The following is a 23731-nucleotide window of genomic DNA, read 5'->3' as shown; positions in this document are numbered from 1 at the left end:
TCCTTCGATTCCTTTAAGGTCAAAATCAAAAACCTTCGAGTACGCCGCGGCGCACTCAAAGGTTTCCTTAAAGCCCTGACTTGAAAATCCGATCCATCACTACCCATTTTTCACCCGGTTTTGCCCAAGGGATGGGCTGTTGGAAACCCCACATCAGGGCTTCCCATTTAGCGATGAACGGGTTTGAGGCATCCATTTCGGCCTTTTTCTCAAAGGTAAAGTCATCGCCTGTCTCCAGAATCATAAACATCCGATTCCCCGTTCGGAAGATCTCGATATTCAACACTCCACAGTCGATGTCATGCTGTGTGACTTCGGGCCAAGCGGCACCGGGAGCGTGATGCGCTTCATAGATTCGGATAGATTCGGGATCGTCGATCAGGTCGAGGGTGAGGCAGAAGCGTTTCATGGGAGGTTAGGAGGTTGGGAAATTGTGTTTTAAGGTGTTAAGGTTTTCTTCGTCATCGCGAAGTAGGTAGGATCGCAGCGGTCTTATTGGTCTTAAATTTCCTTTGATGTTATGTACTCAATTTTATTTTAGGGGTTAATTTCCAAAACTAGAAAGGTATCCATTTATCAAAAACTTCACACTTTCCAGAGCCTCGTACTTCGTATTTCGTATTTCGTACTTCGTATCTCGTACTTCCTATTTACCTGAACCATTTCCTAAACTCCTGAATCGTCTGCTCCGCTGCGGTATCCGGATTGGGAGAGGGGAAAGCCTCCGCAGAGACATAACCTTCATATCCGATTTCTTTCATAGCTTCCGCAATTGGTCCCATATCGGTATGGCCCAAGCCCATCGGTTTGCGGTTGGAATCAGCGAAATGGACGTGACCAATGTGCTTTCCAAAATCCAGAATAGACTGGGCGAGGTTTTCCTCCTCGATATTCATGTGAAAGAGGTCTGCCAGAAGTTTGACCTTGTTCAGCCGGTGTTTTTCAATAAAACTGCCTCCGGCTGCGAGTGTATTCATCAAGTTGGTTTCATAGCGATTTAGCGGTTCATAGATCAGAAATGCTCTTTCTGATTCGGCTTGTTTTCCGAGAATTTCCAAACCTTCAGCGAGCCAAGTAAGGGTTTCTTCTCGGTCTCCGGTTGGAAGCACATTGCCTTGCATGGATCCAATAATTGCCGGTGCCCCAAACTTTGCTCCGAAAGAAATCATGTCTGAGATGAAGGAAATGGCCTTTTTTCGGATTTCCGGATCAGGATCAGTGAGGGTCAAGCCATGGATGACTTTTCCGGCACCGGTACCCACCGCCGCAAGCTGAAGTTGGTATTTTTCCAATAATTCACCCAGATGGTCTGGATCAATGGCATCGGCTGAAGAGGTAAAAAGTTCAATACCATCAAATCCCAAGGCAGCGGCTTTTTTCATGCTTTGCTCCAAGTCTTCCCAAAATATCCAGGGGCCGGATTTGATTTGTGGCACCAAAGCAATCGTCACAGCAGATTGTATCATCATTTATCGGTCAAAGTCAATCATAATTTTGACAATTCCCTGGGGATTTTCGGCCCAGGATTTTAAAGTTTCAGGGCCCTCGTCGATGGAGATCACTTTGGAGATCACTTCGTCCACAGGGAATTTTCCGGCTTCCAGATAAGCGATCACCTCAGGAAAATCAGTTCGGCCCACACAGTTTCTCGAGCCGAGGATTTCGATTTCCTTTTGGACAAAAAGCGAGGTATTGAACTCCACGGGTGCTTTGGCATAGCCAATGCAGACCACCCTTCCCAAAAAGGCCACTTCTTCCACCGCAGCCTGGTAGGTCGTAGGGCTTCCGACGGCTTCGATGATCACATCCGGACCATCGCCAGTTGTGATCTCCTGAAGTCTCGCATGCAGGTCTTCTTTGGATGGATTGATGGTATGGGCGACGCCGATCTTGCGGGCGATTTCAAGCTTCGAATCGTCCAAGTCGATAGCGATGACTGTTGCATTTCGGTTGACTGCAGAGGCTACAGCCCCGAGGCCTACGATTCCACAACCCAAGACCGCCACGCAATCTTCCGCACTTACTCTTCCTCGAGCCACAGCATGAAAGCCTACAGTCAGTGGTTCGGCAAGGGCAAGCTCACGGAAGCTGAGTTTATCGGAGGGGAAAAGATCCTGCCAGGGAGCACAGACATAGCGCGTCATTGCGCCGGGACGACGCACTCCCATGGTTTTGTTGGTTTTGCAGGCATTGGGCCGGCCTTTGCGACAAGCCACGCAGGTGCCGCAAGCGAGATAGGGGTAGAGGGTGACTTTGGAGCCGATTCGAAACTGCTGCGGTACATCTCCGCCCAATTCTTCGATAAGCGCACCCACTTCATGTCCGAGGATGTTGGGATATTCCTGAAGGGGGAAAAGGCCTTTGAACCCATTCATATCTCCCCCACAAAACCCGACCATTTCTACTTTGAGGAGGACTTCATTGGGTTTTGGAACGGGCTTTTCGATTTCGCGGACTTCAGATTTTCCGACTTCGGTAAGAAAAAGGGCTTTCATAGGTTTTTAGTCAACAGTCGACAGACCATAGTCCATAGCTGATTTGTTAATTTATTTTTGATTAATAATTAAGTAATGGCTTCGACTCCGCTCAGCCTGACAATCCAAATTTGTCTTTGATTCTAAACTCTTGATACTTAAGTCTAACATCTTGATACTAAATATTATTCTCCTCCTTCCCCTCAAACCACATCCTGTTCTTCACCGGGGCGAGCAGTGTTTCGATTTTTTCAAGCAATACTTCGGGTATTTCAAAGTCCAAAGCCGCCACATTCTGTTTGACGACCTCGAGTTCGCACATGCCAATAATGGTCGTGGCGATATAGGGATGATCCATGGCATAGCGCAAAGCCACATCACTCAGCCGTACGCCGTAGCTTTTGCAGAGCTCCAGCAGAATAGGTTGCATGGCTTTGACCTCAGGAGGGGAGCGATGCCAAGGGGGCAAAGTTCCGTCTGAAAGGATGCGCTGCATCAGCGGTGCAGCATTCATCAAGCCGAATTCCATTTCCAGTGAAAGGGGCACGAGTTCCTCGTTGATTTCGTCTTCCAGCAGGTTGTAGTGTCCCCAAGAGAGGACGGTGTCAGGATTCGTCTCCCGGGCGATTTGTGCGAGGTAGCGGACCGGCAGACCTGTGATTCCCCAAAAGCGGGCTTTGCCGGAAGCGACCACCTCCTGCATGGCAGGAACTGCTTCTTCTAGGATGATTTGTTTGTCTACAAACTCAATATCGTGCATTTGGAAAAGATCGAGGTAGTCAGTTTTCAATCGGACTAGGGACTCGTCGATGCTTTGGAGGATTTTTTTTCGGGAAAAGTCAAAATGCTGCAAGTCGTAGCGGCCGCATTTGCTGGCGAGAATGATGTCCTTCCGAGACCCTTCCAATGCTTTTCCAAGTCGGCTTTCGGCCAAAGTGAGACCGTAAAATGGGGAAACGTCGAAGAAATTGACCCCCTGATCCAAGGCATAGTGGACGGCGGAAATCCCTTCTTTTTCATCTACCGGGTCAAAAACATTTCCCAGGGGAGAGGCTCCAAATCCCAGAATGGAAACTTCCAGACCTGTTTTTCCTAAGGTGCGGTATTGCATAGGTGATGGGCTAGGTTTGATTAGCTTTAAAGCTTGGGAAAACAAGATAGTAGATTTTTTGAAGGGGGGAGTCCTGAGTTGGGATTTTAGGAATGGGTTTTTTTGCCACAAAGGAGCTAAGACGCTAAGATTTTTGAAATAGGGGATGAACTGTTTCCCACAGAATTCCGCAGAAAAAATTCGCGGATCTTCGCAGATTTTTCATCGTTAAATCAACTCCCAATCTCCAATTTTCTCTGTGGTAAAAATCCTTTACGTTAGTGGTTTGAAAAATCAAAGGTTGTGTCCATTCAGGATCATCCCGTCTTTGACTGACTTGAGGTAAGTGATCGTCTTGCCGTCTTCACCCACTTCACAAACCCGATAGCTTGGAAAAGGATTACCCCAACTGCCGCCAAAGTGTCCTGACCAGAGGTAAGGCTTTTTGCGGTTGATCATGATCCCGTCCACGTCGTGGTCATGTCCATGAAAGCTCGCTTTGACATTTGGGTAGCTTGCGATCAGTTTGAGCAGATCCTCACAAGCCACCCCATGTCGGGTCCAGTCATTTTGGGAAATGTGGACAAAAAGAAAGACATGGGAAAGCTTGCTGTATTCGTCAAGAATAGCTCTGGCAAAGTCAATATTTGCGCATAGGTAGTCCCCTGCTTCGTTGGAGCAGTTGAGCAATAGGAAACCGTAGTTATCCTTTTTGGTGAAAGCGAAGTCTGCGGGTTGGTTCCAGATTTGAAGCCAACTGTTTTCCGAAATTCGGTCGTGGTTGCCCTTGCATACATAGTAGGGCACTTGGAGTGTGTCGTAGACCTTTCTGACTTCCGGCATCCATTTGGGTTCGTCGTGGATCAAATCCCCGTTGAAAACCACAAAATCCACATTTTCCTCCCGATGAATTGCTTCGATCAAGTTGCGGTGGGAGGTTTCATAGTCTGTGTCGGGTTGCCCGAAATGTCCGTCCGAAGCAGTGATGAATTTGAGACGCGTGGCTTTGGGGAAATCTGCTTTTCCGAAGGAAATGAATGGTATGGACATCAGGGAGCTGCTGATTAAACTGATTTTGTGGAGGAAAGGACGTCTTTGCATTCCATTAAATTAGGAGATTCTAAAAGAAAAATCAGGGATTGGACGGGAAAGATTGTAGGGCAGAACCAAGCTTAAGTTCCGGATCAAAGAAAATACCGAAAGCCATAGACATGTAAATCCCCCTGAAAAAAATCCAGTTCCTCAGCTCGCTGAAATCCCATTCCCTCGTACATCTTCCAAGCGGTCATCATCGTGTGAGTAGTATGAAGAATCACCTGTTCGAGTCCGGATTCTTTGGCTTTTTGGATGCATGCCAGCGTCAATGCCTTTCCGATTCCCTGACCCCTTGCGCTGTTGGAAACAGCCAAAAATCGGATTCCAGCAGCATTTGATTCATTTGGTGCGATTCCCTTGGAGCCATATTGACTCATGTCTCCAAAATAAACCACCGCGCCCGAAACTTCTTCTTCGGGGCCCAAAGCGACCAGAAGGGTGACCTCGGGTTTTTCGGTGAGCTTACCGATATGAAGCAGCAAGTCATAGTATTCCGGAAAATCAGCTTGTTTCGGAAAACCTTTCAGCTCGGAGTAGACCTCGACCATCAATTGACCGGTCTCCTCAAATTCACTCGGTTGGGCATTTCTGATTAAAAAATTTTCCTTCAGCAAGGTCGATTGTGGTTTAGATTGGGCTTCGAATAATTAAAAGGTAAGGTGAAAAATGTTTGATTCAAAATTTGAATTCCAAGTTATTTTTTCGTTTTCAGAAAAGGGACCAATCAGCTGTGGCTAGCTAGGATATCTAGTTGATCCATTGTCCGACTGACTGATTTCCATTCGGCAAAAGCTACAATTTTCACAATAAAGGCCAGGAATTTTCCCGGACTGATTAGCTTTTGAGCCAGTTTGGAAATGTTACGGTCCCGGTCTTGGATCTGAAAGTCCTTGTCCAAATCAGCATGGTATTCTCCGGCGTATTTCCAGGCCCCATCCCGTGCGAGTTGGATCGAAAAGTTGAGAAGCATTTCGTCCCGTCCTTTTGCCAGCGGTATCAGCCAACCAAAAATCGGTGAAACGGTGCTGATATTTGCTTTTACGCCGTCGACTAATTCGGCAAGAAGGGAATTGATCTTGTTAAAATCGCCTTGGATCCCCCCGAGGTCTTTTCCGAGCATTGTCTCTGAGGCAGCGATTCCCAAGTCGAGGTTAATGTGGGCATTGATCCCAAGAAATAGATGCTGTAGCACTAGGTTTCCGGAATTTTTGCTTGCCTCAAAAGCCAATCTCCAGCTTTCGCTTGGCTTGATCCCGTGTTTCCAGCTATCGTAGGCATCTATAAATCGCTTTGCAAAAAGCACGTCCAGCACCTCCATGCGGGCATTGTCCTCAAATTCTCGGGCCAAAATTCCATCCCGAACCCTCCGGGTGACCTGTCGGTATAAAATTGCAAAATACCCGATCCGGGATTGTTGGGCTTTGCACTCGGCTACGATTTGATCCATTCGGGTCAGGACATCTTCGATTGTTTTCATTGTTGATTTTTTTATACCTGTGGGAGTATCATAACCCTATCTAAGATTCAACTTATGAATTGAGGCGCTCTTCGGTCTTCAAGCAGATTTTCAAGAGCTGGTTTAATCTGTGTCAAAATTCCAACTGAGTAATAAAATCTAAATGAAAAAGCTTTTTAAAATATCACCGACATAATAGGCAACGATCGCTGCCAAAAGTCCCAGGGCCAAAGTCTCCGAGACGCTGCGCAGCTTGGAGGTTTGATTGACGATTCCCTTCAGCCACCCCACGATCATAAATGCAAGTCCGGTTAAAATACTGGTCCAAAGGAAGGTGTCAAGATCAGTAGGGAAAAAGAAATCCCAGAGGTAGACCATCAGGGGGATAAACCCAACCAGAATAAAGGATATCAGGGTTGCCACACCGATTTTGAAGGGGCTTTTGCTGTCGCGCATCATCCCCAGTTCGTCCTTCATCATCTCCGCTACCCAAAGATCTTTGTCATCACAAATGTGGTTGACGATTTTGTCCAGGAGCTCCCCTTTGAAGCCTTTTTCACGGTAGATTTCGACGATTTCTTCCCGTTCGATTTCCGGAAGGTTTTCGATTTCCCAATACTCTATTTTCTGGTGCTTGTCGTAATTATCCCGCTCGCTTTTAGCCGAAAGATAGGCCCCCACCGACATCGAGAATCCGTCAGCCAGGAGATTGGCCAAGCCGAGAATAATCAGGATTCCGGCGTCAAGGTTGGCTCCAAACCCACCTGCTACCACAGCGAAGGTGGTCACCGCCCCGTCAATTCCCCCATAGACAAATTCGCGGAGGTACTCCTGAAGTTTACCGAAATTGGCATTCTCCTGATGGATAGCTTTTTCCATGGATCAGTTTAAGTTTTCAAGCAAAAAGCGCTTCACATTTTCGCCCATCACTGCTTTGATTTCTTCTTCCGTAAATCCAGCATTTAAAAGTCCTTCGACAATCAGGGGAAGTCCGGTAATGTCAAAAGGAACAGCCACCGACCCGTCATAATCTGAGCCCAAAGCCACAAATTCGACTCCTACTAAATCACGCACATGCTTGATTGATGCAATGATGTTTGGCAGTTCGGGCATACCCACTGCCATGTCAAAAAAGGCGATTCCGATGATCCCACCGTTTGCCGCGATTTTTTGGATCTGTTCGTCGCTGAGATTTCGTTGAGAATCCAATACCGCCCGCACACCGGTATGAGACACAATCACGGGCTTGGAGCTAAGTCTAAGTATATCTTCGACAATAGCGGGAGAGGCATGGGCTAAATCGATGAAAATCCCCAGTTCATTCATTCGGGCGATCACCTTTTTCCCGAAGTCTGTCAACCCTTCACCGCTTTGACCATGGGCAGAACCGCCGAATTCATTGTCAAAAAAGTGAGTCGGCCCGACCATTCGCACGCCGGCAGCGTAGACTTTGTCCAGGTTCTCCAGCGTCCCCTCCAGTGCGTGCCCCCCTTCAATGCCCAACATGGCGCCGATGACTTCTTTGTCTTTTTTCCGGGCTTCGATGAGCTTTTCAAGATCAGCTTTTGACCGGACGAAAATGGCTTTTTCACCTTCATTTTCCACAAAATTTTTAAGAGCCTCTGATTGGGACAAAGTTCGGTTGATCAGGCTAAACCAATTCCAGGGGCTTTCGCCTTTTGCGATGGTCAGTGGGGTGATGTTGTCAAAAGCGTCTTCGCTGTTACTCTGCATATTTTGGCCTGCAGGAGATTTGGAGACAATTGTGAACATCTCCAGGGCAACATTGGCTTCCCTCATTCTTGGGAAATCCACGTGTCCCTGATTCCCTCTTTTATTCAGATTCCTGCCCCAGAGGAGGGCGTCGCAATGCAAGTCTGAAATGAAATCGAGCCGGGCATAGATGGCTTGGGCTTCCGGAGATACCTGATAGGGTCCTGCGGCTTTGACCGGATTTCGTTCGGCCTCAATGTATTGTGGGACGGTGTTGATGCCGATTAAGTAAACGACAAAAAGGATGACAAGAAATAGGATGAATTTTTTCATCGGCTGTGGTTTGGTTTCAAGTTAAAAGGAATTTTGAATAGCTCCGATATATCGCATGTAGAATCGAACAGAGGATTAAGAAAAATAAATCAAAAATTTTCATCTGAAATTTTGATTGTTTGTTTGGTTTTAATACGTTTAGGAAACTTTTGCAAACAGAATAGTTGCTCAACCCAGCGCTTTGCCAAAGTTTATATGGTTTTAATCCATTGACAATAAACCCTGATAGGGAGCCTGATTTTAAAAAGGCTCCCTTATTTTTTGCCCTTCACTTTTTGATTTATGTCAAAAATTGAAAAAACGGTTTAAAAAAATTCACTTTCGGGTAAAAAAAGTGTGAGAATCCTAAAAACCGGTTTCGGCGATTCAATGAAATCGATTTCCAGAAGATTCTGAATTCGAAGGCAAAAACAGAAAAACCTTCCCGAAAATTTCGAAAAGGCTTTCCCCTTTAATTAATCCTTTAATCTAAAATCTAGGCTAAGGGCAGTTCTTTTTTAGCTAAATAGAAATCTACCATCTCATAATCACTCGCTTCCCGTTCCAGCATTTCTTCCACTGTTTTTGGTGGCGGCACGATTACTTTTTCTCCCGGCTTCCAGTTCAGTGGCATCGCTACTTTATATTTATCAGCAGCTTGCAAGGCTAGCAATACCCGCTTGATCTCTTCCATATTTCGTCCCACATTCAGTGGATAGTACATGATCAATCGGATTTTCCCTGTGGGATCGATGAAGAATACTGCGCGAACGGCAGCAGTTTCACTTTCACCCGGTTGAAGCATTCCATAAAGTTTGGACACTTTCATGTCGATATCTGCGATGATCGGAAACTCAAACAGCACTCCGGTATTTTTCTTCACATTATTCACCCAAGCAATGTGCGAGTGAATGCTATCGATACTCAAGCCGACCAGTTTGGTGTCAAGCGCGTCAAAGAACTTTTGCTCTAAAGCAAATCCACTCATCTCAGTGGTACACACCGGTGTGAAATCCGCAGGATGTGAGAATAGAATCGTCCATTTTCCTTTGATGTACTCGGAAAACTGCATTTTCCCGGTTGTCGTCATCGCTGCAAAATCAGGAGCCATATCTCCGATTCTTGGCATAGTTATCTGTTGGTCTTCCATAATATATTTGATTATCGTTTTTTTAATTGGATAGACCAAACCTACCAGATTCATATTTACAGGATTGTAACATTGGTCACCTCAACTTTAAAAGGTTGGGGATTCCTTTTATGGAGCTCTATTGTCTAAAAAAATAGCGTAGAAAAAGGCATGCTGCCCAAATGAAACTAGTATAGATTCAATGCTTTCAAAAGAGCGTCCCTTCTATTTTTAAACGAAAAATGAGTCAGGATTCTTAAGCGGGCTACTTGTGGGGAAACTTTGGAGCTTTCATTAAAAAGTGTAAAAATCAAAGAATTTAACATTTTTGGATCTTTTTGAAATAGGATCAAGCCGGTCTCTCCAATAATCTCAGGAATTGCTCCTACGGCCGAACCAATCGGCACGCAGCCACAAGCCATGGCTTCGCCCAAGGCATTCGGGAAACCTTCTGAAGTGGAAAGTTGAAGATAGAATTGGTGTGAATTGTAGCTGTTTAGCAGTTCAGCAGGATTCATTTTTCCCAAGACTAAGACATTTGAATTCGGCGAAACGTAAGCTGAATCTCCCACCAAAGTGAAGGTCCAATCGGGATGATTTTCGGCCAGTTTTTCAATTAAGTCATAGCCTTTGACAATGGCACGAGCCGGATGGGAGGTGCCGGTAGCGACGGAGATAAAGCTGAATGGTTTTCTTTCCTTTCCCAAGTCCCTCCAGTATTCCGTGTCAAATCCATTGGGGATGACCTGAATGGGAGTTTTTAAATCCGGAATCAAATTCAATAAGCCCTGCTTCGGAGAGATTTTTGGATCATATCGATAATCCTGTTTGACCAAAGCCTCGGCTACAGGAAGAATCAGACTGCAATTTTTGAAGGAATAGACGGTAGCTTTCCGCAGCCATTTCTTTCTGAAATTACCATACCCGATTTCCGGCATATTGATGCAATCGGTTCCCCCGGCCTGAATCGTACATTTTTTCCCAAAAACCCTCCCAAACCAAGCCGGTAATACACTGTGATAGCCCCCGAAAAAGCAGAGGTACTGACTCGTTTTGGGCAGGTACCAAAGCAGCTGAAAAAACTGAAGGACAAAAAAGAAGGGGAGCTTTAGGGGACTTTGAGTGAATTCCAAGGACTTGATGGGCGAAACAGGCCCGATCATCTCCAAATCTCGGTCGATAAAAGCAGTTCGGACAGGGAAGGTGTAAATGATCATGAATTAGCGAAGGCGGTACGTTTGCTGCAAAGTAAAAAGTTTAGGCTGGATTATGCATTTGAACCCATCGCAATGATTGGTGCCAAAAGCTTAAAGCTTAAATGATGGGGTCAATAAATTCTCTGTTTTTTCTCGAATTGATCTTTTGTCAAAGCGGTCAATATTGTCGTCGAAGCAGAACTGGTAGCTGAAATGGTACTATCGAATTTTGTTAGGGCGAAGTTGCTTGATGAGGACCCTTTAATACGTATGAATTTGTCTAAAACTGAATTTCCCGTCAAAATTCTTAGTTTTGTAAACATATCGATCAATTCCCGATTATATAATTGACCGTTTTTTGAACCCATTTGGCTTATTTCTTGACCATTAGGCAAGGGAGAGTGTGATGCTCTTAAAGTCCAACTAGTTAAAATAAATTCTATCAAAAGATTTATCAGGACATTCTTAAAGGTTTTAGGGATTACGATAGCCTCACTTTTGGTAATCGCGATTCTTTTAGTGCTTTTTATCCGCAGCCCTTGGGGTCAGGGCATCGTTGTGGACAAGGCAACCCAATTTGTCTCCAATAAAACCAAGACAGCGGTTTCCATTGACAAGCTCTACATTACTTTCTCCGGAAATTTATTTTTGGAAGGGCTTTACCTCGAGGATACTGCCGGAGATACTTTGATTTACTCCCGAAAGTTGGAAGCAGGAGTTGAGATTCTTCCTTTGATAAGAACCGGTGCCATTAACATCACCAAACTGGAATGGGAAGGACTTAAAGCCAACATTTCCAGAACTGAAGTGTCCAGGAAATTCAATTTCGACTTTTTGATTGAGGCATTTGATACACAGAATGGGGAAGTGGCCGTCGAAGTCGATCCGGCAAATCAGCAAAATTCCCAAATGCTTTCCATTAAATTATCTCCAGTTTCGCTGAAGGATTTTGACCTGAAATACCTCGATGAGCGCATGGGAATTGATGCTTTTTTAAAGCTCGAATCCTTGAAAATCGAAGTCCCGGTTCTGAATTTAGAAAAGTCTGAATTCCGGATTTCTAACTTTACCCTCCAAAATTCACAGCTATCCTACTCCCAAACCAAAGCTTTTGAACCTAGTGAAGAGGATTCTATCGCCTCGGTTTTGCCCTTTTTGATCTTGGATAATTTCCAACTTTCCAATGTCTCCATTGCCTATAACAATATAGTGGACAGGCAGCAGGCAGGGTTGAAGATTGGCGATTTTAATGTCCAAGCACCTGAAATTAACCTTCAAAATCAGCAGATTAAGGTCAATTCCATCGCGCTGAGAGATTCGGACATCCTCTTTTATGATTTTAGTGTGGCTGAAGCGGTTGAGGAAGTTATCGAATCAATTCCCTTCGCATGGCCCGATTGGGACGTTCAGATAGGCAGTTTGTCACTTGCCAAAAATTCGGTGGAGTTCAAAACTTCCGAAGACCAAGAAATCAGGCAGGGGTATTTTAATCCGGAGGTGTTAGCGATCAAAGCCCTGCGCCTTGAGGCAGGGGATATTTTTCTGGAAAATAAGCAAGCAGGTCTTAAGCTTAGCGAGGCGGGATTTGTAGAGGCGGGAGGATTTGAGTTGAAAAACCTCCGGTTTGATTTTTCGATCTCAGCGGCTGACTCTAAAATCGAGAAGCTTTGGATCGAAACCAACAGAAGTCAGCTGAAAGGAATTGCCAATTTTGGCTTTCAGTCCATACAGGATTTGATCAAAAATCCGGAAAAAACCAAGTTTGATATTTCCTTGGCCGAAACCCGTCTGGACCTTAGAGACAGTTATTTCTTTGCTCCCGAACTTGCCTACGACACCCTCATTCGGGAATTGGCCTCTGCCCCGATAGCCCTGCGGCTGAAGGCAAAAGGTGATCTGAATGCGGTAGTGATCCCGCTTTTCGATTTGAGCTGGGGTGAAACTTATTTCAGCGGCAATGGTCAGGCAGCCAATCTGATGGACGCGGACTTGTTGGCTTTCGATTTTCCAAAACTGGAATTTCGAACCAACCGGGAGACCCTGCTCAAATTTGTGGATGAATCCCAACTGGGAGTGAAGCTACCGAATCTGATCAGCATCAAGGCGAATGCTTCGGGTAAACTCGATGATATACTGGCAAAGGTTAATCTTGAAACAGATCTGGGAAATCTGCTGCTGGACGGAAGTTTTCAGAACAACTCAATTCTCGCATTCAAAGCGGATTTGGATGTGGACAGACTCCAATTAGGAGCTATTTTGGGTAATCCGGGAATGGATACGCTTTCGTTCAGTTTATCGGGCATTGGATCCGGAAGAAGCCTGAATGATCTCAGTGCCGAACTCTCTTCCTCATTTGAAAGACTAAGAATCAACGGTAACGACTTTTCAGGCTTGGCACTTGAGGGGCAATTGATAAACGGCGAAGGGGATGTTCACATGTGGTTGGATGATGAATTTTTGAAATTCGATTTGCTTACCAAGCTCACATTGGATTCGATCAATTCCAGGGTTGATTTGAATTTGGACCTGAAAGGGATTGATCTGTATGAGTTGGGATTTGCAGGGCAAAGTACCCGGGCCAAATTTCAGTTACTGGCTAATTTTGAAGGTAATCCGGCCAATTTTGATTTGACTACCAGCTTGAATGATGCCATTGTGGTCTATGATCAGCGGACCTACCCGCTTGGGGCTCTGAATCTGGATGCCCGAATCCGTGAAGATTCAACCAGTGTTTCGATTCAAAGCCTTTTGCTGAATGGGTTCATTCGCTCGAACACTTCTCCCGACAGCTTGATTGCGGCTGTTACGACGCATTTCAGACAGCACTTGGATAAGTTGGACTCCATCGGGGAGTCATTGGGAAAAATAACCATGGAAATGGATCTTGCCATCAACCAAGCTCCGATTTTGAACCAAGTGCTACTCCAAGGTTTGGATCAATTGGACAGCGCCAGAATCAAGGTGAATTTTAATCAGGCTGAAGACAAGTTTATTGGCAGTGTTGACTTTCCTTATGTCAAGTACGGTGACACGGAAGTGGACAGTCTGGGAATCAGGATCGATTCCACTAATGATAATCTGGACCTCGCGCTTGGCTTTTTGGCACTTAATTCAGGTCCATTGGCGATGGATCGAACCTATTTTACAGGTGAACTCAAGCAGTCTCGGCTTTACTTTGATTTCAACTCCTTTGCTGGCAAAGAAAAGCTGGTTCACATAGCCACGGATATCGGTTATTCCGGGGATACGCTGAGTATTCATGTTTCACCCGAAAACCTCCTTGTAAACTCCAATGAATGGAGTATTCCTGAAACAAATCTCATACAGATTGCCGCACAGCATGTGAACTTTGAGGACTTCAGATTTTCGAGAAACCAACAGGTATTATCCCTTCGAAATGACTTGGAGGATATCAATGATGAACATCTTGCTATCCAATTTGAAAATTTCAGACTGGAGACTTTTACCAGTTTGCTCAATCCAAACGACTTGATTGCTTCGGGCTTTGTCAATGGCAGGCTTGTGCTGGAAAACCCTTTTGGAGCCACGGGTTTACTGGGCGATTTGAAGGTGGATAGCTTGAATGTGCTTCAGGTTCCATTGGGCAAATTGAGCGTGGAGGCTACCTCTGAGACCTTGGGTGACTATGTGCTTGCCATGCGCCTGAAAGATGGGGGAATGGATCTCGATTTAGCAGGAAAATTTCAGGCCGATGAAGCCGGAGGAAGCTTTGATGTGCGGTTGAACCTCAATCAGATCGATATGGAAGTTGTAGCGGGACTTTCCGGAGATGAGCTCTCAGATGGTACCGGTTTCCTTTCAGGTCTGATTGAAGCGAGCGGAACAACCTTGGAGCCCAACTATTCCGGAGAAATTAAATTTAATAATGCGGCTTTTGTCGTTTCGCAGCTCAAGGCAAATTACCTATTGGCTGATGAAACCATAGCTTTGGATAATTCAGGACTCTATTTCAAGAAATTCACCATTCAGGATGAAGGCAAAAACAGCTTTCAAATTGACGGTTCGATCTTCACAGAAAGTCTCATCAATCCCACATTTGACTTGAATCTGATCGCAAAAAACTTTTCTGTGGTTAATTCTACCAAAGGCGACAATGACTTGTTTTATGGGAGAGGGATCATCGATGCAGATGTGAGGGTCACCGGTGACCTTTTCTTGCCTAAAGTTTCCGCCAACCTGACTGTAAAGGAAAATACAGCCTTGACAGTGATCATTCCTGAATCACAACTTGACTTGGTTGCGCGGGATGGGGTGGTCGTTTTTGTAAACCGAAGTGATCCTTATGATATCCTCACCAGAAAAACAGAGGAGACGGCGAGTGCCTTCATGGGATATGATATCCGTGCGATTCTTCAGGTAGACCCTAAGGCTTCGTTTCGTTTGGTGATAGATGAGCGATCCGGAGATAATCTGTTGGTGTCAGGTAGTGCAGATCTCAACTTGGAAATCAACCCGAACGGACGCATTACGCTGAGTGGCAACTATGAGATCAGAGAAGGGCATTATGAAATGTCCCTCTACAATCTTGTCAGCAGGAAATTTACAATTGGCCAAGGAAGTCGGATTACCTGGAACGGTGACCCGATGGATGCGACACTTGCGATCAGCGCGATCTACCAAATCAGGACCGCATCATCGGAACTCATGGCTTCTCAGTTGACGGGCTCGACAGGCGATTCAAAAAATCAATATTTCCAGGAGCTTCCCTTTTTGGTCTATCTCAATGTAAACGGTGAGTTGCTAAGACCAGAAATTTCATTTCGACTCGATATGCCGGAGGCTCAAAGAGGTGCCTTGGGAGGGAATGTTTATTCCAGAGTATTGCAGGTCAATGAACAGGCGGATGAGCTGAACAAACAGGTGTTTTCCCTACTGGTATTAAATCGATTTTTTCCTTCAACCGGAAGCGACGGATCGGGTGGCGGCACAGAAGCCATTGCGAGAAGCAGCGTAAGTCAGGTGCTATCCGGGCAATTGAACGCCCTTTCCAGCAATCTTCTGGGCAAAAGCGGGTTTGAGTTGGATTTTGACTTGGATAGTTTTACTGATTATCAGGGGAGCTCCCCGCAAGAGCGAACCCAGCTGAATGTCAGTGCAAAAAAGCAATTGTTCGATGATCGACTCGTAGTCCAAGTAGGCAGCCAAGTGGATGTGGAAGGAAGCTCTCAAAATCAACAGCAGGGCAATGCCCTGTTGGGAAATATCAGCATCGAATATTTGTTGACAAAAAATGGGCGATACCGTCTCCGGGGATTTCAGCGGAATGAATTTCAAAGCATCATAGACGGACAATTGACGGTGACTGGTTTTGGTGTGATTTTCAACAGAGAATTCAACACCTTCTTGGAGCTGTGGAGGCAATCGGAAGAAAATAAAAACCGGGTCAATCCAATCGATGAACTCGAGAAGAAAAACGGAATAAAAAAAGAAGAGAAGTCAGGTGAAAAGGAAGATCAAACCAAAACGGAGCGAAATGAATACTAAACCCACCGCATTTGTCGGATTCGCTTTTCTGCTCCTTTTGGGATTTGCCTGCAGTGTAAAGCGATTCATTCCCGAGGATGAATTTCTCTATACCGGGGCAGCGTTAACGCTGAAGTCGGAATCAAAAATCAGCGATATCAAGGAAGTGACCGAAGAGGTAGAAGACTTACTGAGGCCAAAGCCAAACAAGAAGATCCTTGGGATGTATATAGGCCTGTGGGCACACTACAAGGGAGCAAAGGAAAAACCCGGTTTTATCAACCGTTTTATAAATAAAAAAATAGGGGAAGAGCCTGTTTATTTCAGTGGTGTAAACCTGCGGGGCACAGAAGAACTCATTCTCAACCGATTGGAAAACAGAGGGTTTTTCTACAGCATCACCAATGCTGAGGTAAGCCGTAGGGGTAAATTTGCATCGGTAGCCTATTCTGTTCAGCTATCCAGCCCTTATTTAATGGACAGTCTCATCGTGGATCGGGATTCGATGGAAGTAGACAGGGAAATCATCGAATTGTTAAAAGACACCAAATTAACACGTGGAACCCGGTTTGACCTATCAAAACTCAACAGTGAGCGGGTACGAATAGAAGATGCGCTGAAGAATAAAGGCTATTACAATTTCAATGATGAATATCTGATCTTCGAAGCCGATACCAATCAAGGAGATTCCACGCGTACATTTAATCTGTATCTGAGATTTAAAAATTCAGTACCAAAATCAGGAATTATTCCTTACAGAGTAGATCAAATCAATGTTTTCCCAAATTATTCCATAGATGAGAAGGCCGAGCTTATTGATACGGTGACCATCAACGGTAAAAATTTCATTCAGGGTCAGCTCGTTTTCAGACCCGAATTATTGGACGATTATATTCTTATCGAAAAAGATGGACTTTATCATCCCGGCAAATCCAAACTCTCCAGTAATCGATTAAGCTCCATCGGAAATTACCGATTTGTCAATCTCCGATATGAGGAGATGGAGGCTGATGACAGCCTTGGACATCTGAGAGCGAACATTTACCTCTCTCCGATGAACAAACGGTCCTTGCGTGCAGAGCTGCAGGGAATTTCAAAATCAAACAACTTTGCAGGCCCGGCTTTAAACCTGATTTACAGAAACCGAAACTTGTTTTATGGGGGTGAAACACTCAATATCAGCGGAAAATTCGCCTATGAATTTCAGGTTGGAAGGGGAGCAGTAGAAGGGTTGAATTCGGTGGAACTCGGGTTGAATGCTGATTTGATATACCCAAGGGTCATATTTTTCATCCCAATCAAAGAGCGGTTTAGCTATTCTGTCCCGAAAACCAAAATGAGTCTCGGTACGGCTTTGCTCGATCGGGGAGGCTTGTACCGATTGAATACTTTTTCGGGAAACTATGGGTATTTCTGGAATGCCAATCGGTATGTGTATCATGAAATAAATCCGGTCAGCATCAATGTGGTCAATCTGACCAAAACCTCGAATGAGTTTGAAGCCATATTGGACGCCAATCCGTTCCTGCGAAACAGTTTCCAGCGACAGTTTATTGCAGGGATGAATTACACCTTCAATTTCAACAAACTTGTAGATCGATTTAGAACACATGGGGTTTTTGTGGGCGTTGGGATTGATTTGGCGGGCAGTGGGCTCAAGGCGGCAAGTAAAATTATAGGCTCAGCGGAAGGGGAGTTTTTGGGGATGCCGTATGCCCATTATGCCAAGGCTGATCTGGATCTTCGCTATTACCTCAGACTGAACACCCAGCACACCATTGCCACCCGATTTTTGGCAGGTGTTGGCAAGCCTCTGGGCAACTCGGTGTCTTTGCCTTACGTCAAACAGTTTTTTGCCGGTGGGCCTAACAGCATCCGTGCCTTTAGAATCAGATCCCTTGGCCCCGGAACCTATCGACCGGAGGTGTTCAATCAGGCATCTTTCTTTGATCAGGCTGGTGACATTCGGCTGGAAGGAAATTTGGAGTATAGATTTCCGATCATTTCGGTGTTAAAAGGTGCCGCATTTCTGGATGCAGGTAATCTCTGGCTCATGAATGAAAATGAAGCCTTGCCGGGTGGAAAATTCTCCTCCTCCTGGTGGGATGAGTTGGCAGTGGGGACAGGGGTTGGTTTGCGAGTCGATATTGAGTTTTTTGTGATCCGGTTTGATTTGGCCACACCGCTTCGTATTCCTTATCTGCCTGAAAATGAACGCTGGGTTAGCGGATTTGAGGTGGGGAGTAAATCCTGGAGGAGAGATAACCTGATCTTCAACTTTGCCATCGGATTTCCATTTTAATCCAATTTCTTCAGGCCATAAATCCTGTAATATCCAGTGCTTTTCTTCCCAATTTCTGATCACCATAAATCTTTACCAGATCCAAAACCTCATTTGATTTCCAGCTTTTGGAGATAAGCTTCCATGCTGTTTCGGGATCCATTATCACTTTTGCGAGGGGACTGGCGGAGGGATTTTGGCTTAGTTCCCAAGTTTTTTCGGTTTTAATAATACTCCAAGTTCCTCCGATTTCTGTGGTTATTTCCAGAGCAACAAGAGTTCCGATTTCGGCCTCCACCTCCTTGAAGGTATATGGGAATGCCTTCATGACTATTTCCAAAAAAGGCTGAAATAGCTCAGCAGTCATAATTCCCGGCTTATTCACCGCATCCCTGATTTGCTGCTGATGGAGGAATTTTTCGGTGTATTCACGGGCGATGTGAAACCAATTCGGCGAGGTTTCATGTCCTGCCCAGGCTACTGAAAAAATGGCGTTTTCGAAAGGAGGCAAGGACTCAAGTTGCTCGATGTATTTCTTTCCGCTGGATTCCAGGAAATCGATCAAAATCGCCGGGCTGACTCGCTTCATTGCCTGAACCCAGGTTCGGTTCAGTTCATTCAGATAGTTGACCAAGTCCTGATAGGATTGAATGTGATCGGGTTTTTCTCCAAAAAAGCCATCACGTAACATAGAGATCGTTCTCAGGTTCACATCCAAAAGATGGGCTGCCACATCTTTTACTTTCCAGAGTTTAGCCACGGTTTGTACCTCCCAGTCCTCAGGACTTAAGGAGCGAAGCAATTCCAGTAGTTTTTGATCCAGGATGGGAAAGAGGTGGAGGGTAGGAATGGGAACGAAAGCCTGCATAGCTCGGAAATCTAGTATTTTGGGATCAAAGCAGTTCCTTCGAATTGAATTCCCTGCCAGCCTGATTTCATATAATTTCGGATATTTTGATGGTCCGTACCTTCGGTATTGCCTAAGACATCGATCCGATAATAGTCACCAAAAAGAGCCAAAGTTTGCGTCTGAGTAAGATTATTCAGCTGCGCAAAAGAGAAAACTTTGCAGCTACCGTTGTTTTGTCCGGCTTCATTGACGGTGTTACCGTTGGTGAACCGGGTAGGGCTGAAGTCGAAATTGGCATCGATGTGTGCAATGACTTCCGAGAAAGAAATGGATTCAGGTGAATTGTGGATTTTGTCCAAAAGGGTCATGTTACTTTAAATTTTGTGCAAGATATAAACGATAAAATGATCAATGATCAAACTCAATGTTCAAGGCAACTGATCCTTGTGCTTTTTTTAATAATTGCTCATTGTCCATTGCTCATTGTCCATTGCTCATTGATCATTGTCCATTGAAAATTGATCATTCCATCATCCCTTTTCCTACCATAATCTTCTCCACACATTTTTCAATTCTACTCAGTCGCGTTTCAACTTGTTTGGCTCCGGTGAAGTGAATCAAATAGCCTCGCTGCCTCCCGGGAGAAAGGGCAAAAAATGCTTTTTCAAGTCCTTCATGCTCCTTGAATTTTTGAGTTAGTTCCTCGGGAATTTCCATTCCACCACGAATGGGAATCTCTGGTTTTTTACCTGATTTCTCAACTTCGATGGCTTCTTGGATATACTGAGTTAAGACTGAATTTACCCTTTCCAGATCTTCCATTTGGGTAAATCTAATGATTCGACCTTCATGTGAATTGGGACCGGGAAGTTCGAAAATTCCTTCCCGATCTTTCATCAGACTTCCTTTGATAAAGCTAATCACACAGGAATCATTGAAGACGCCTAGGAGAATCACATTTTTCCCATTCAAAGTGTAAACAGGCACTCCCCACTTGCGCTCCTCAATAAGTTCTGTATCCAGAAGAACCTGCCGCAACTGCTCAAGAATCGGTGTCCAGCGGTGAACTTTGCAGGCTGGTGTTGCGCCCTTTTCGCAGCGCATGCAGCCTTCGAGAAGGAAGCGGTCAACTTGGGGGTTGGTCTGGAGGATGGAATTCTTCAATATTCGATATTCGATGTTCTACATTCGAAATTTAAAAAATTCTGAATATCGAACACCGAAGTTCTTGATACTTGATACCAGCTACTTGATACTATCATCCTCTCTAAACTCCAAAATATCTCCTGGCTGACAGTCCAAAGCCGCACAAATGGATTCAAGCGTACTGAAGCGGATCGCTTTGGCTTTTCCGGTTTTGAGAATAGAAAGATTGGAAAGCGTGATATCCACTTTTTCGGAAAGCTCGTTGAGGGACATTTTCCGCTTGGCCATCATGACATCTAAATTGACAATTATAGGCATGATTTATATGGTTAGATCGTTCTCGGCTTGCAGTTCAAGCCCTTTTTTGAAAATCTGGGCTAAGACAAAGACGATAGTTCCCATCATTAAGTAAGCAAGATTGTCATCCCACCAGAATTGAAGAGAGCTAAGTTCGAATCCCTTGGATTCTAGCCACTCAGAATAGTAGAAAGCAATGAATCCAAGTATTCCTACTGCTAAGGTCAAATAGCTTATTCGTAAAATCAGTAATGCAATTTCTTCGCTAAACGGCTTGACTAAATTGAGCGTGCTAAAGATCAACATAGTCAATGCAAACGTATAGGCTTTTAAAACAATTACAGCGACAGTTAGGAGGAATAGAATTGAAAAATTAAGTTGGCTTAAGCTAAATAGCTGTTCAATGTCATTCCCCAAATACATGTCTTTCGCGCCATCTGGCTTTAAAAGAAGGTAAATGGAATTGAAAATCAATCCACCTGCCTGGGTACAGAGGATTAAAAAAATAAGAGCAGAAATTCCATTGAATATTGAGATGATCGTATTGGCTTTAGGTGACATATAGTACATGATTTATACAGTAAGATCATTTTCAGATTGTAATTCCAGTCCTTTTTTAAAGATCTGTGCGATCACAAAAATTATCGCAGCCATCATCAAAAAAGCAGTATAGTCATTCCAAAACTGTCCAACGGAATCGACATCATAACCACTCTTCACCAGAGTTTGGGTAAATCGATGAGCGATTGCACCAATCAAACCGATTGAAAAAGTATAATAGCTGATTTGTGCTATCAACTTGGAGATCTCCTCGCTAAACGGTTTGACTAGGTTCAGGCTGCTGAAAATCTGAGTAATCAAAAAGAACAAGTAGGCTTTTATCGCAGTCACCACAATGGTGAAACTGAACAGGAAGCCAAAGTAAATCTCGTTTTGTCCAAACAATGAAGAAAGATCCAGGCCAAGATATAAATCTTTGGCTGCGACGGGATTGAATTGTGTAAAGATAAAGTTGAAAATCAAGGCGCCAGTTTGGACACAGAGGCCGATGAAAGTGATCCAGGAAATCACCTGCAGGAATTTGATGAGGATATCTGTTCTTGATGACATCGCTAAATAGTTTAAAGTTGATGCCTCAAATAACAGTAATTATTTATTGATAAACAATAAATAATAATCGAAAAAAGAAATTTATTTTAAAAATCAATTTTAGCTTTTCACAGAAAAGAGAGTTCTAGGAGCTAGTAAATTCAAAGTCTTTCATTGCTAATGAAAGACATCTTACATTAGTAATGAAAAGAGTGAATGTGGTTTTGTGGTTTCACAAAAAGGAGAAGTATCCCATGCCATCCAAGTATGTTGTCATGTTTCCGATGAAAATTTTGCAAGGGAATATGCAGGTCTAATCCATGCTATGGATTTTTTCAATCTTGAGTATGGAGTAATTGTGACTGAAAATCAGCGAGATCGATTTGAAGAGAACGGTAAGGTGGTGGAGATGATTCCCGCCTATGAATACCTTAGTTTACCTATTTAAGTTAGTTGGTCGTTTCAAAATTGCTTCCTTTTTCAACCCCTGAAATTCAATAAATTCAAATCACTCTTTGTCCTGTAGTCGAGGATATAAAAAAAAGTCCCAAATTAAATTGTGAACTCCTTACTTCATCGGATTCACCCGAAGCAGCGCGTCAGGAGAATTTGTCAGCACATACATTGCTCCGTCAGGCCCAATTTTGACATCCCGCACTCGACCAATTCCTTTGATGATGACTTCTTGGCTCAAAACTTTGTCACCTTCAATGACCAATCTTCGGATTTCCTGATCTTTCAGCGCGGTGATCAATAGGTTATTGGTCCATTTTGGAAACATATTCCCATAGATAAATTCAGCCGCACAGATCGCAATGGAAGGATCATAGTAGGTCAGGGGTTGTTCCATTCCTTCTTTGGACCTTTGACTGGTAATGGGACTGTCATTGTAATTCACTCCATAGGTGATTACCGGCCAGCCGTAATTACCGCCATTTTTAAGCAAGTTCACCTCGTCCCCGCCTTTGGGTCCGTGATCGGTAAAGTAGATTTTTCCGGTGATTGGATGCTGAGCAAGTCCTTGTACATTTCGGGTGCCAACCGCGTAGATTCCTTGCAGGGTTCCTTCTTGTCCGTAGTAGGGATTGTCTTTAGGGATGCTACCATCTGGATAAATCCGAAAAATTTTTCCTTCCGCCCGAGATGGCAACTGAGGATTAAGCCCTTCTGCGATGCTTTGCTGCATGTCTCCGGTGGTGAAATACAGGAATCCATCTGTGTCAAAGAGAAGCCGGCTTCCCCAACGTGTTCCCCCGCTGACTAAGATCGAATCCGGAGCTTCAAAAAGTGTCTCTTGCTCCACCCATTGGTAATCCTTTATTTTTCCGCGGACCAATTTGGTCATAGCAGGTGAAGTCTTATCAGCTGTATTCTTTGGATTATGACTGTAAGCGAAATAGATCCATCCATTTTCCGCATAGTTAGGATCCAAAGCCAAATCCATCATCCCACCGACTAAGTCTGTTCCGTAGATAAATGGTATTCCTGTTACCCGTTTGGGATCGAGTTTGCCATCGACCACCCAATAAAGCTCCCCTTTGTTTCCAGAGATTAAGGCTCGCTTTTCATCTACAAACTCAATTCCCCAAGGGAAAACCAGTCCTTCGGTGACTAGCTTCTCCACCTTGAGGGTATAATCTTCAGTGCTGAAAGTCAGGATTTCTTCCGATTTTTCTTGGGTTGGTTGTTTTTTTCTAATTCCTAAAATGTAGTCGGTAAGCTCTCCGATTTCGTGTGTGGGCAAGGCACTACCCCACTTAATCATCGTTGTATTGGGTATTCCATTGCTAATGACTTTGCTGATATCGGCAGGTTCATTTCCATACTTTAAGTTTTCTACCAAAAGTGAAGTGCCAGCCGGTGTTCCTTTGAGGTCAGCACCATGACAGCCCGTACAGTACATTTTGTAAACCTTCTCTCCATTTTGGGCTGAAGCAGTGAAGGTGGACAAGAGAAAAAATGTGAAAAAGATGAGTGAATGAAATGTCTTCATGGTGAGATTTCCTGAATGGTTTAATACATGAAGATACGGAATTCATTCAGTGAGGCCGAAGTCAGCAGATTTATCTTAATCTTAGTTTTTAAACATTTGGTAAATTCGGAGTATTCTGTGAAAACT

Annotated in this window: 21 protein-coding genes; 3 read left to right on the top strand and 18 right to left on the bottom strand. The window is 44.4% G+C overall.

Annotated features, from left to right (window positions below; translation table 11 throughout):
• Window positions 1–67: 67 nt before the first annotated feature.
• From Q8M62_RS01920 to Q8M62_RS01870, 11 genes are all read right to left on the bottom strand, one after another.
• Window positions 68–409 (bottom strand): L-rhamnose mutarotase, encoded by a 342-nt coding sequence (locus tag Q8M62_RS01920; RefSeq protein ID WP_304899850.1) that lies wholly within the window; start codon window positions 407–409, stop codon window positions 68–70.
• Between the two features lie 241 nt (window positions 410–650).
• On the bottom strand, window positions 651–1469 hold the full coding sequence (locus tag Q8M62_RS01915) for a TIM barrel protein (RefSeq protein WP_371134617.1): 819 nt from the start codon (window positions 1467–1469) through the stop codon (window positions 651–653).
• Window positions 1470–2495: a zinc-binding alcohol dehydrogenase family protein gene (locus Q8M62_RS01910; RefSeq protein WP_304899848.1), complete on the bottom strand. Its 1026-nt coding sequence runs from the start codon at window positions 2493–2495 to the stop codon at window positions 1470–1472. It abuts the gene before it with no gap.
• 157 nt (window positions 2496–2652) lie between these two features.
• Window positions 2653–3585, bottom strand: coding sequence for an aldo/keto reductase (locus Q8M62_RS01905; RefSeq protein WP_304899847.1), 933 nt, complete (start codon window positions 3583–3585; stop codon window positions 2653–2655).
• A 273-nt stretch (window positions 3586–3858) separates the two neighbouring features.
• Entirely contained in the window at window positions 3859–4665 is an 807-nt protein-coding gene (locus tag Q8M62_RS01900; RefSeq protein ID WP_304899846.1) for a metallophosphoesterase, read from the bottom strand.
• An 83-nt stretch (window positions 4666–4748) separates the two neighbouring features.
• Window positions 4749–5273 (bottom strand): GNAT family N-acetyltransferase, encoded by a 525-nt coding sequence (locus Q8M62_RS01895; protein WP_304899845.1) that lies wholly within the window; start codon window positions 5271–5273, stop codon window positions 4749–4751.
• 110 nt (window positions 5274–5383) lie between these two features.
• The gene (locus Q8M62_RS01890) at window positions 5384–6136 is read right to left on the bottom strand and encodes a DUF5995 family protein (RefSeq protein WP_304899844.1); all 753 of its coding nucleotides are present in this window, start codon (window positions 6134–6136) and stop codon (window positions 5384–5386) included.
• 138 nt (window positions 6137–6274) lie between these two features.
• Window positions 6275–6994 (bottom strand): VIT1/CCC1 transporter family protein, encoded by a 720-nt coding sequence (locus Q8M62_RS01885; RefSeq protein ID WP_304899843.1) that lies wholly within the window; start codon window positions 6992–6994, stop codon window positions 6275–6277.
• A gap of 3 nt (window positions 6995–6997) precedes the next feature.
• Window positions 6998–8161, bottom strand: coding sequence for a dipeptidase (locus tag Q8M62_RS01880; protein WP_304899842.1), 1164 nt, complete (start codon window positions 8159–8161; stop codon window positions 6998–7000).
• Window positions 8162–8636: 475 nt separating this feature from the next.
• Complete coding sequence (locus tag Q8M62_RS01875; RefSeq protein WP_304899841.1) at window positions 8637–9290, bottom strand: peroxiredoxin; 654 nt, start codon at window positions 9288–9290, stop codon at window positions 8637–8639.
• A 167-nt stretch (window positions 9291–9457) separates the two neighbouring features.
• Window positions 9458–10486 (bottom strand): glycosyltransferase family 4 protein, encoded by a 1029-nt coding sequence (locus tag Q8M62_RS01870; RefSeq protein ID WP_304899840.1) that lies wholly within the window; start codon window positions 10484–10486, stop codon window positions 9458–9460.
• A 477-nt stretch (window positions 10487–10963) separates the two neighbouring features.
• On the opposite strand from Q8M62_RS01870, the gene Q8M62_RS01865 reads away from it, so the two are divergent.
• Together Q8M62_RS01865 and Q8M62_RS01860 are read left to right on the top strand one after the other, a co-directional pair.
• A complete protein-coding gene (locus Q8M62_RS01865) occupies window positions 10964–15970 on the top strand; it encodes a translocation/assembly module TamB domain-containing protein (RefSeq protein WP_304899839.1) in 5007 nt (1668 codons plus the stop codon).
• Window positions 15960–18251: a BamA/TamA family outer membrane protein gene (locus Q8M62_RS01860; RefSeq protein ID WP_304899838.1), complete on the top strand. Its 2292-nt coding sequence runs from the start codon at window positions 15960–15962 to the stop codon at window positions 18249–18251. The genes Q8M62_RS01865 and Q8M62_RS01860 overlap by 11 nt, the downstream gene beginning before the upstream one ends.
• Before the next feature lie 10 nt (window positions 18252–18261).
• On the opposite strand, the gene Q8M62_RS01855 is transcribed toward Q8M62_RS01860, so the two are convergent.
• The 6 genes from Q8M62_RS01855 to Q8M62_RS01830 all read right to left on the bottom strand — a co-directional run bounded on the left by Q8M62_RS01855 (window position 18262) and on the right by Q8M62_RS01830 (window position 21633).
• Complete coding sequence (locus Q8M62_RS01855; RefSeq protein WP_304899837.1) at window positions 18262–19098, bottom strand: maleylpyruvate isomerase family mycothiol-dependent enzyme; 837 nt, start codon at window positions 19096–19098, stop codon at window positions 18262–18264.
• Window positions 19099–19109: 11 nt separating this feature from the next.
• Window positions 19110–19448, bottom strand: a complete 339-nt coding sequence (locus Q8M62_RS01850) for a HopJ type III effector protein (RefSeq protein ID WP_304899836.1) — start codon at window positions 19446–19448, stop codon at window positions 19110–19112.
• A gap of 154 nt (window positions 19449–19602) precedes the next feature.
• Entirely contained in the window at window positions 19603–20244 is a 642-nt protein-coding gene (locus Q8M62_RS01845) for a YdeI family protein (RefSeq protein ID WP_304899835.1), read from the bottom strand.
• An 81-nt stretch (window positions 20245–20325) separates the two neighbouring features.
• Window positions 20326–20544, bottom strand: coding sequence for a helix-turn-helix transcriptional regulator (locus Q8M62_RS01840; RefSeq protein WP_304899834.1), 219 nt, complete (start codon window positions 20542–20544; stop codon window positions 20326–20328).
• A gap of 3 nt (window positions 20545–20547) precedes the next feature.
• On the bottom strand, window positions 20548–21084 hold the full coding sequence (locus Q8M62_RS01835; RefSeq protein ID WP_304899833.1) for a DUF2975 domain-containing protein: 537 nt from the start codon (window positions 21082–21084) through the stop codon (window positions 20548–20550).
• 12 nt (window positions 21085–21096) lie between these two features.
• Window positions 21097–21633, bottom strand: coding sequence for a DUF2975 domain-containing protein (locus Q8M62_RS01830; RefSeq protein WP_304899832.1), 537 nt, complete (start codon window positions 21631–21633; stop codon window positions 21097–21099).
• A gap of 205 nt (window positions 21634–21838) precedes the next feature.
• On the opposite strand from Q8M62_RS01830, the gene Q8M62_RS01825 reads away from it, so the two are divergent.
• Entirely contained in the window at window positions 21839–22060 is a 222-nt protein-coding gene (locus tag Q8M62_RS01825; RefSeq protein WP_304899831.1) for a hypothetical protein, read from the top strand.
• Window positions 22061–22180: 120 nt separating this feature from the next.
• On the opposite strand, the gene Q8M62_RS01820 is transcribed toward Q8M62_RS01825, so the two are convergent.
• Window positions 22181–23605 carry a PQQ-dependent sugar dehydrogenase gene (locus Q8M62_RS01820; protein ID WP_304899830.1) on the bottom strand — a complete coding sequence of 475 codons (1425 nt, stop codon included), beginning with the start codon at window positions 23603–23605 and terminating at the stop codon, window positions 22181–22183.
• Between the last annotated feature and the right edge of the window lie 126 nt (window positions 23606–23731).

Origin of the sequence: Algoriphagus sp. (assembly GCF_030694375.1) — a bacterium.
In the GTDB taxonomy this organism is placed as follows: Bacteria; Bacteroidota; Bacteroidia; order Cytophagales; family Cyclobacteriaceae; genus Algoriphagus.
The sequence above is the reverse complement of the archived record's forward strand: the minus strand, read 5'-3'. Positions and strand labels throughout refer to the sequence as shown.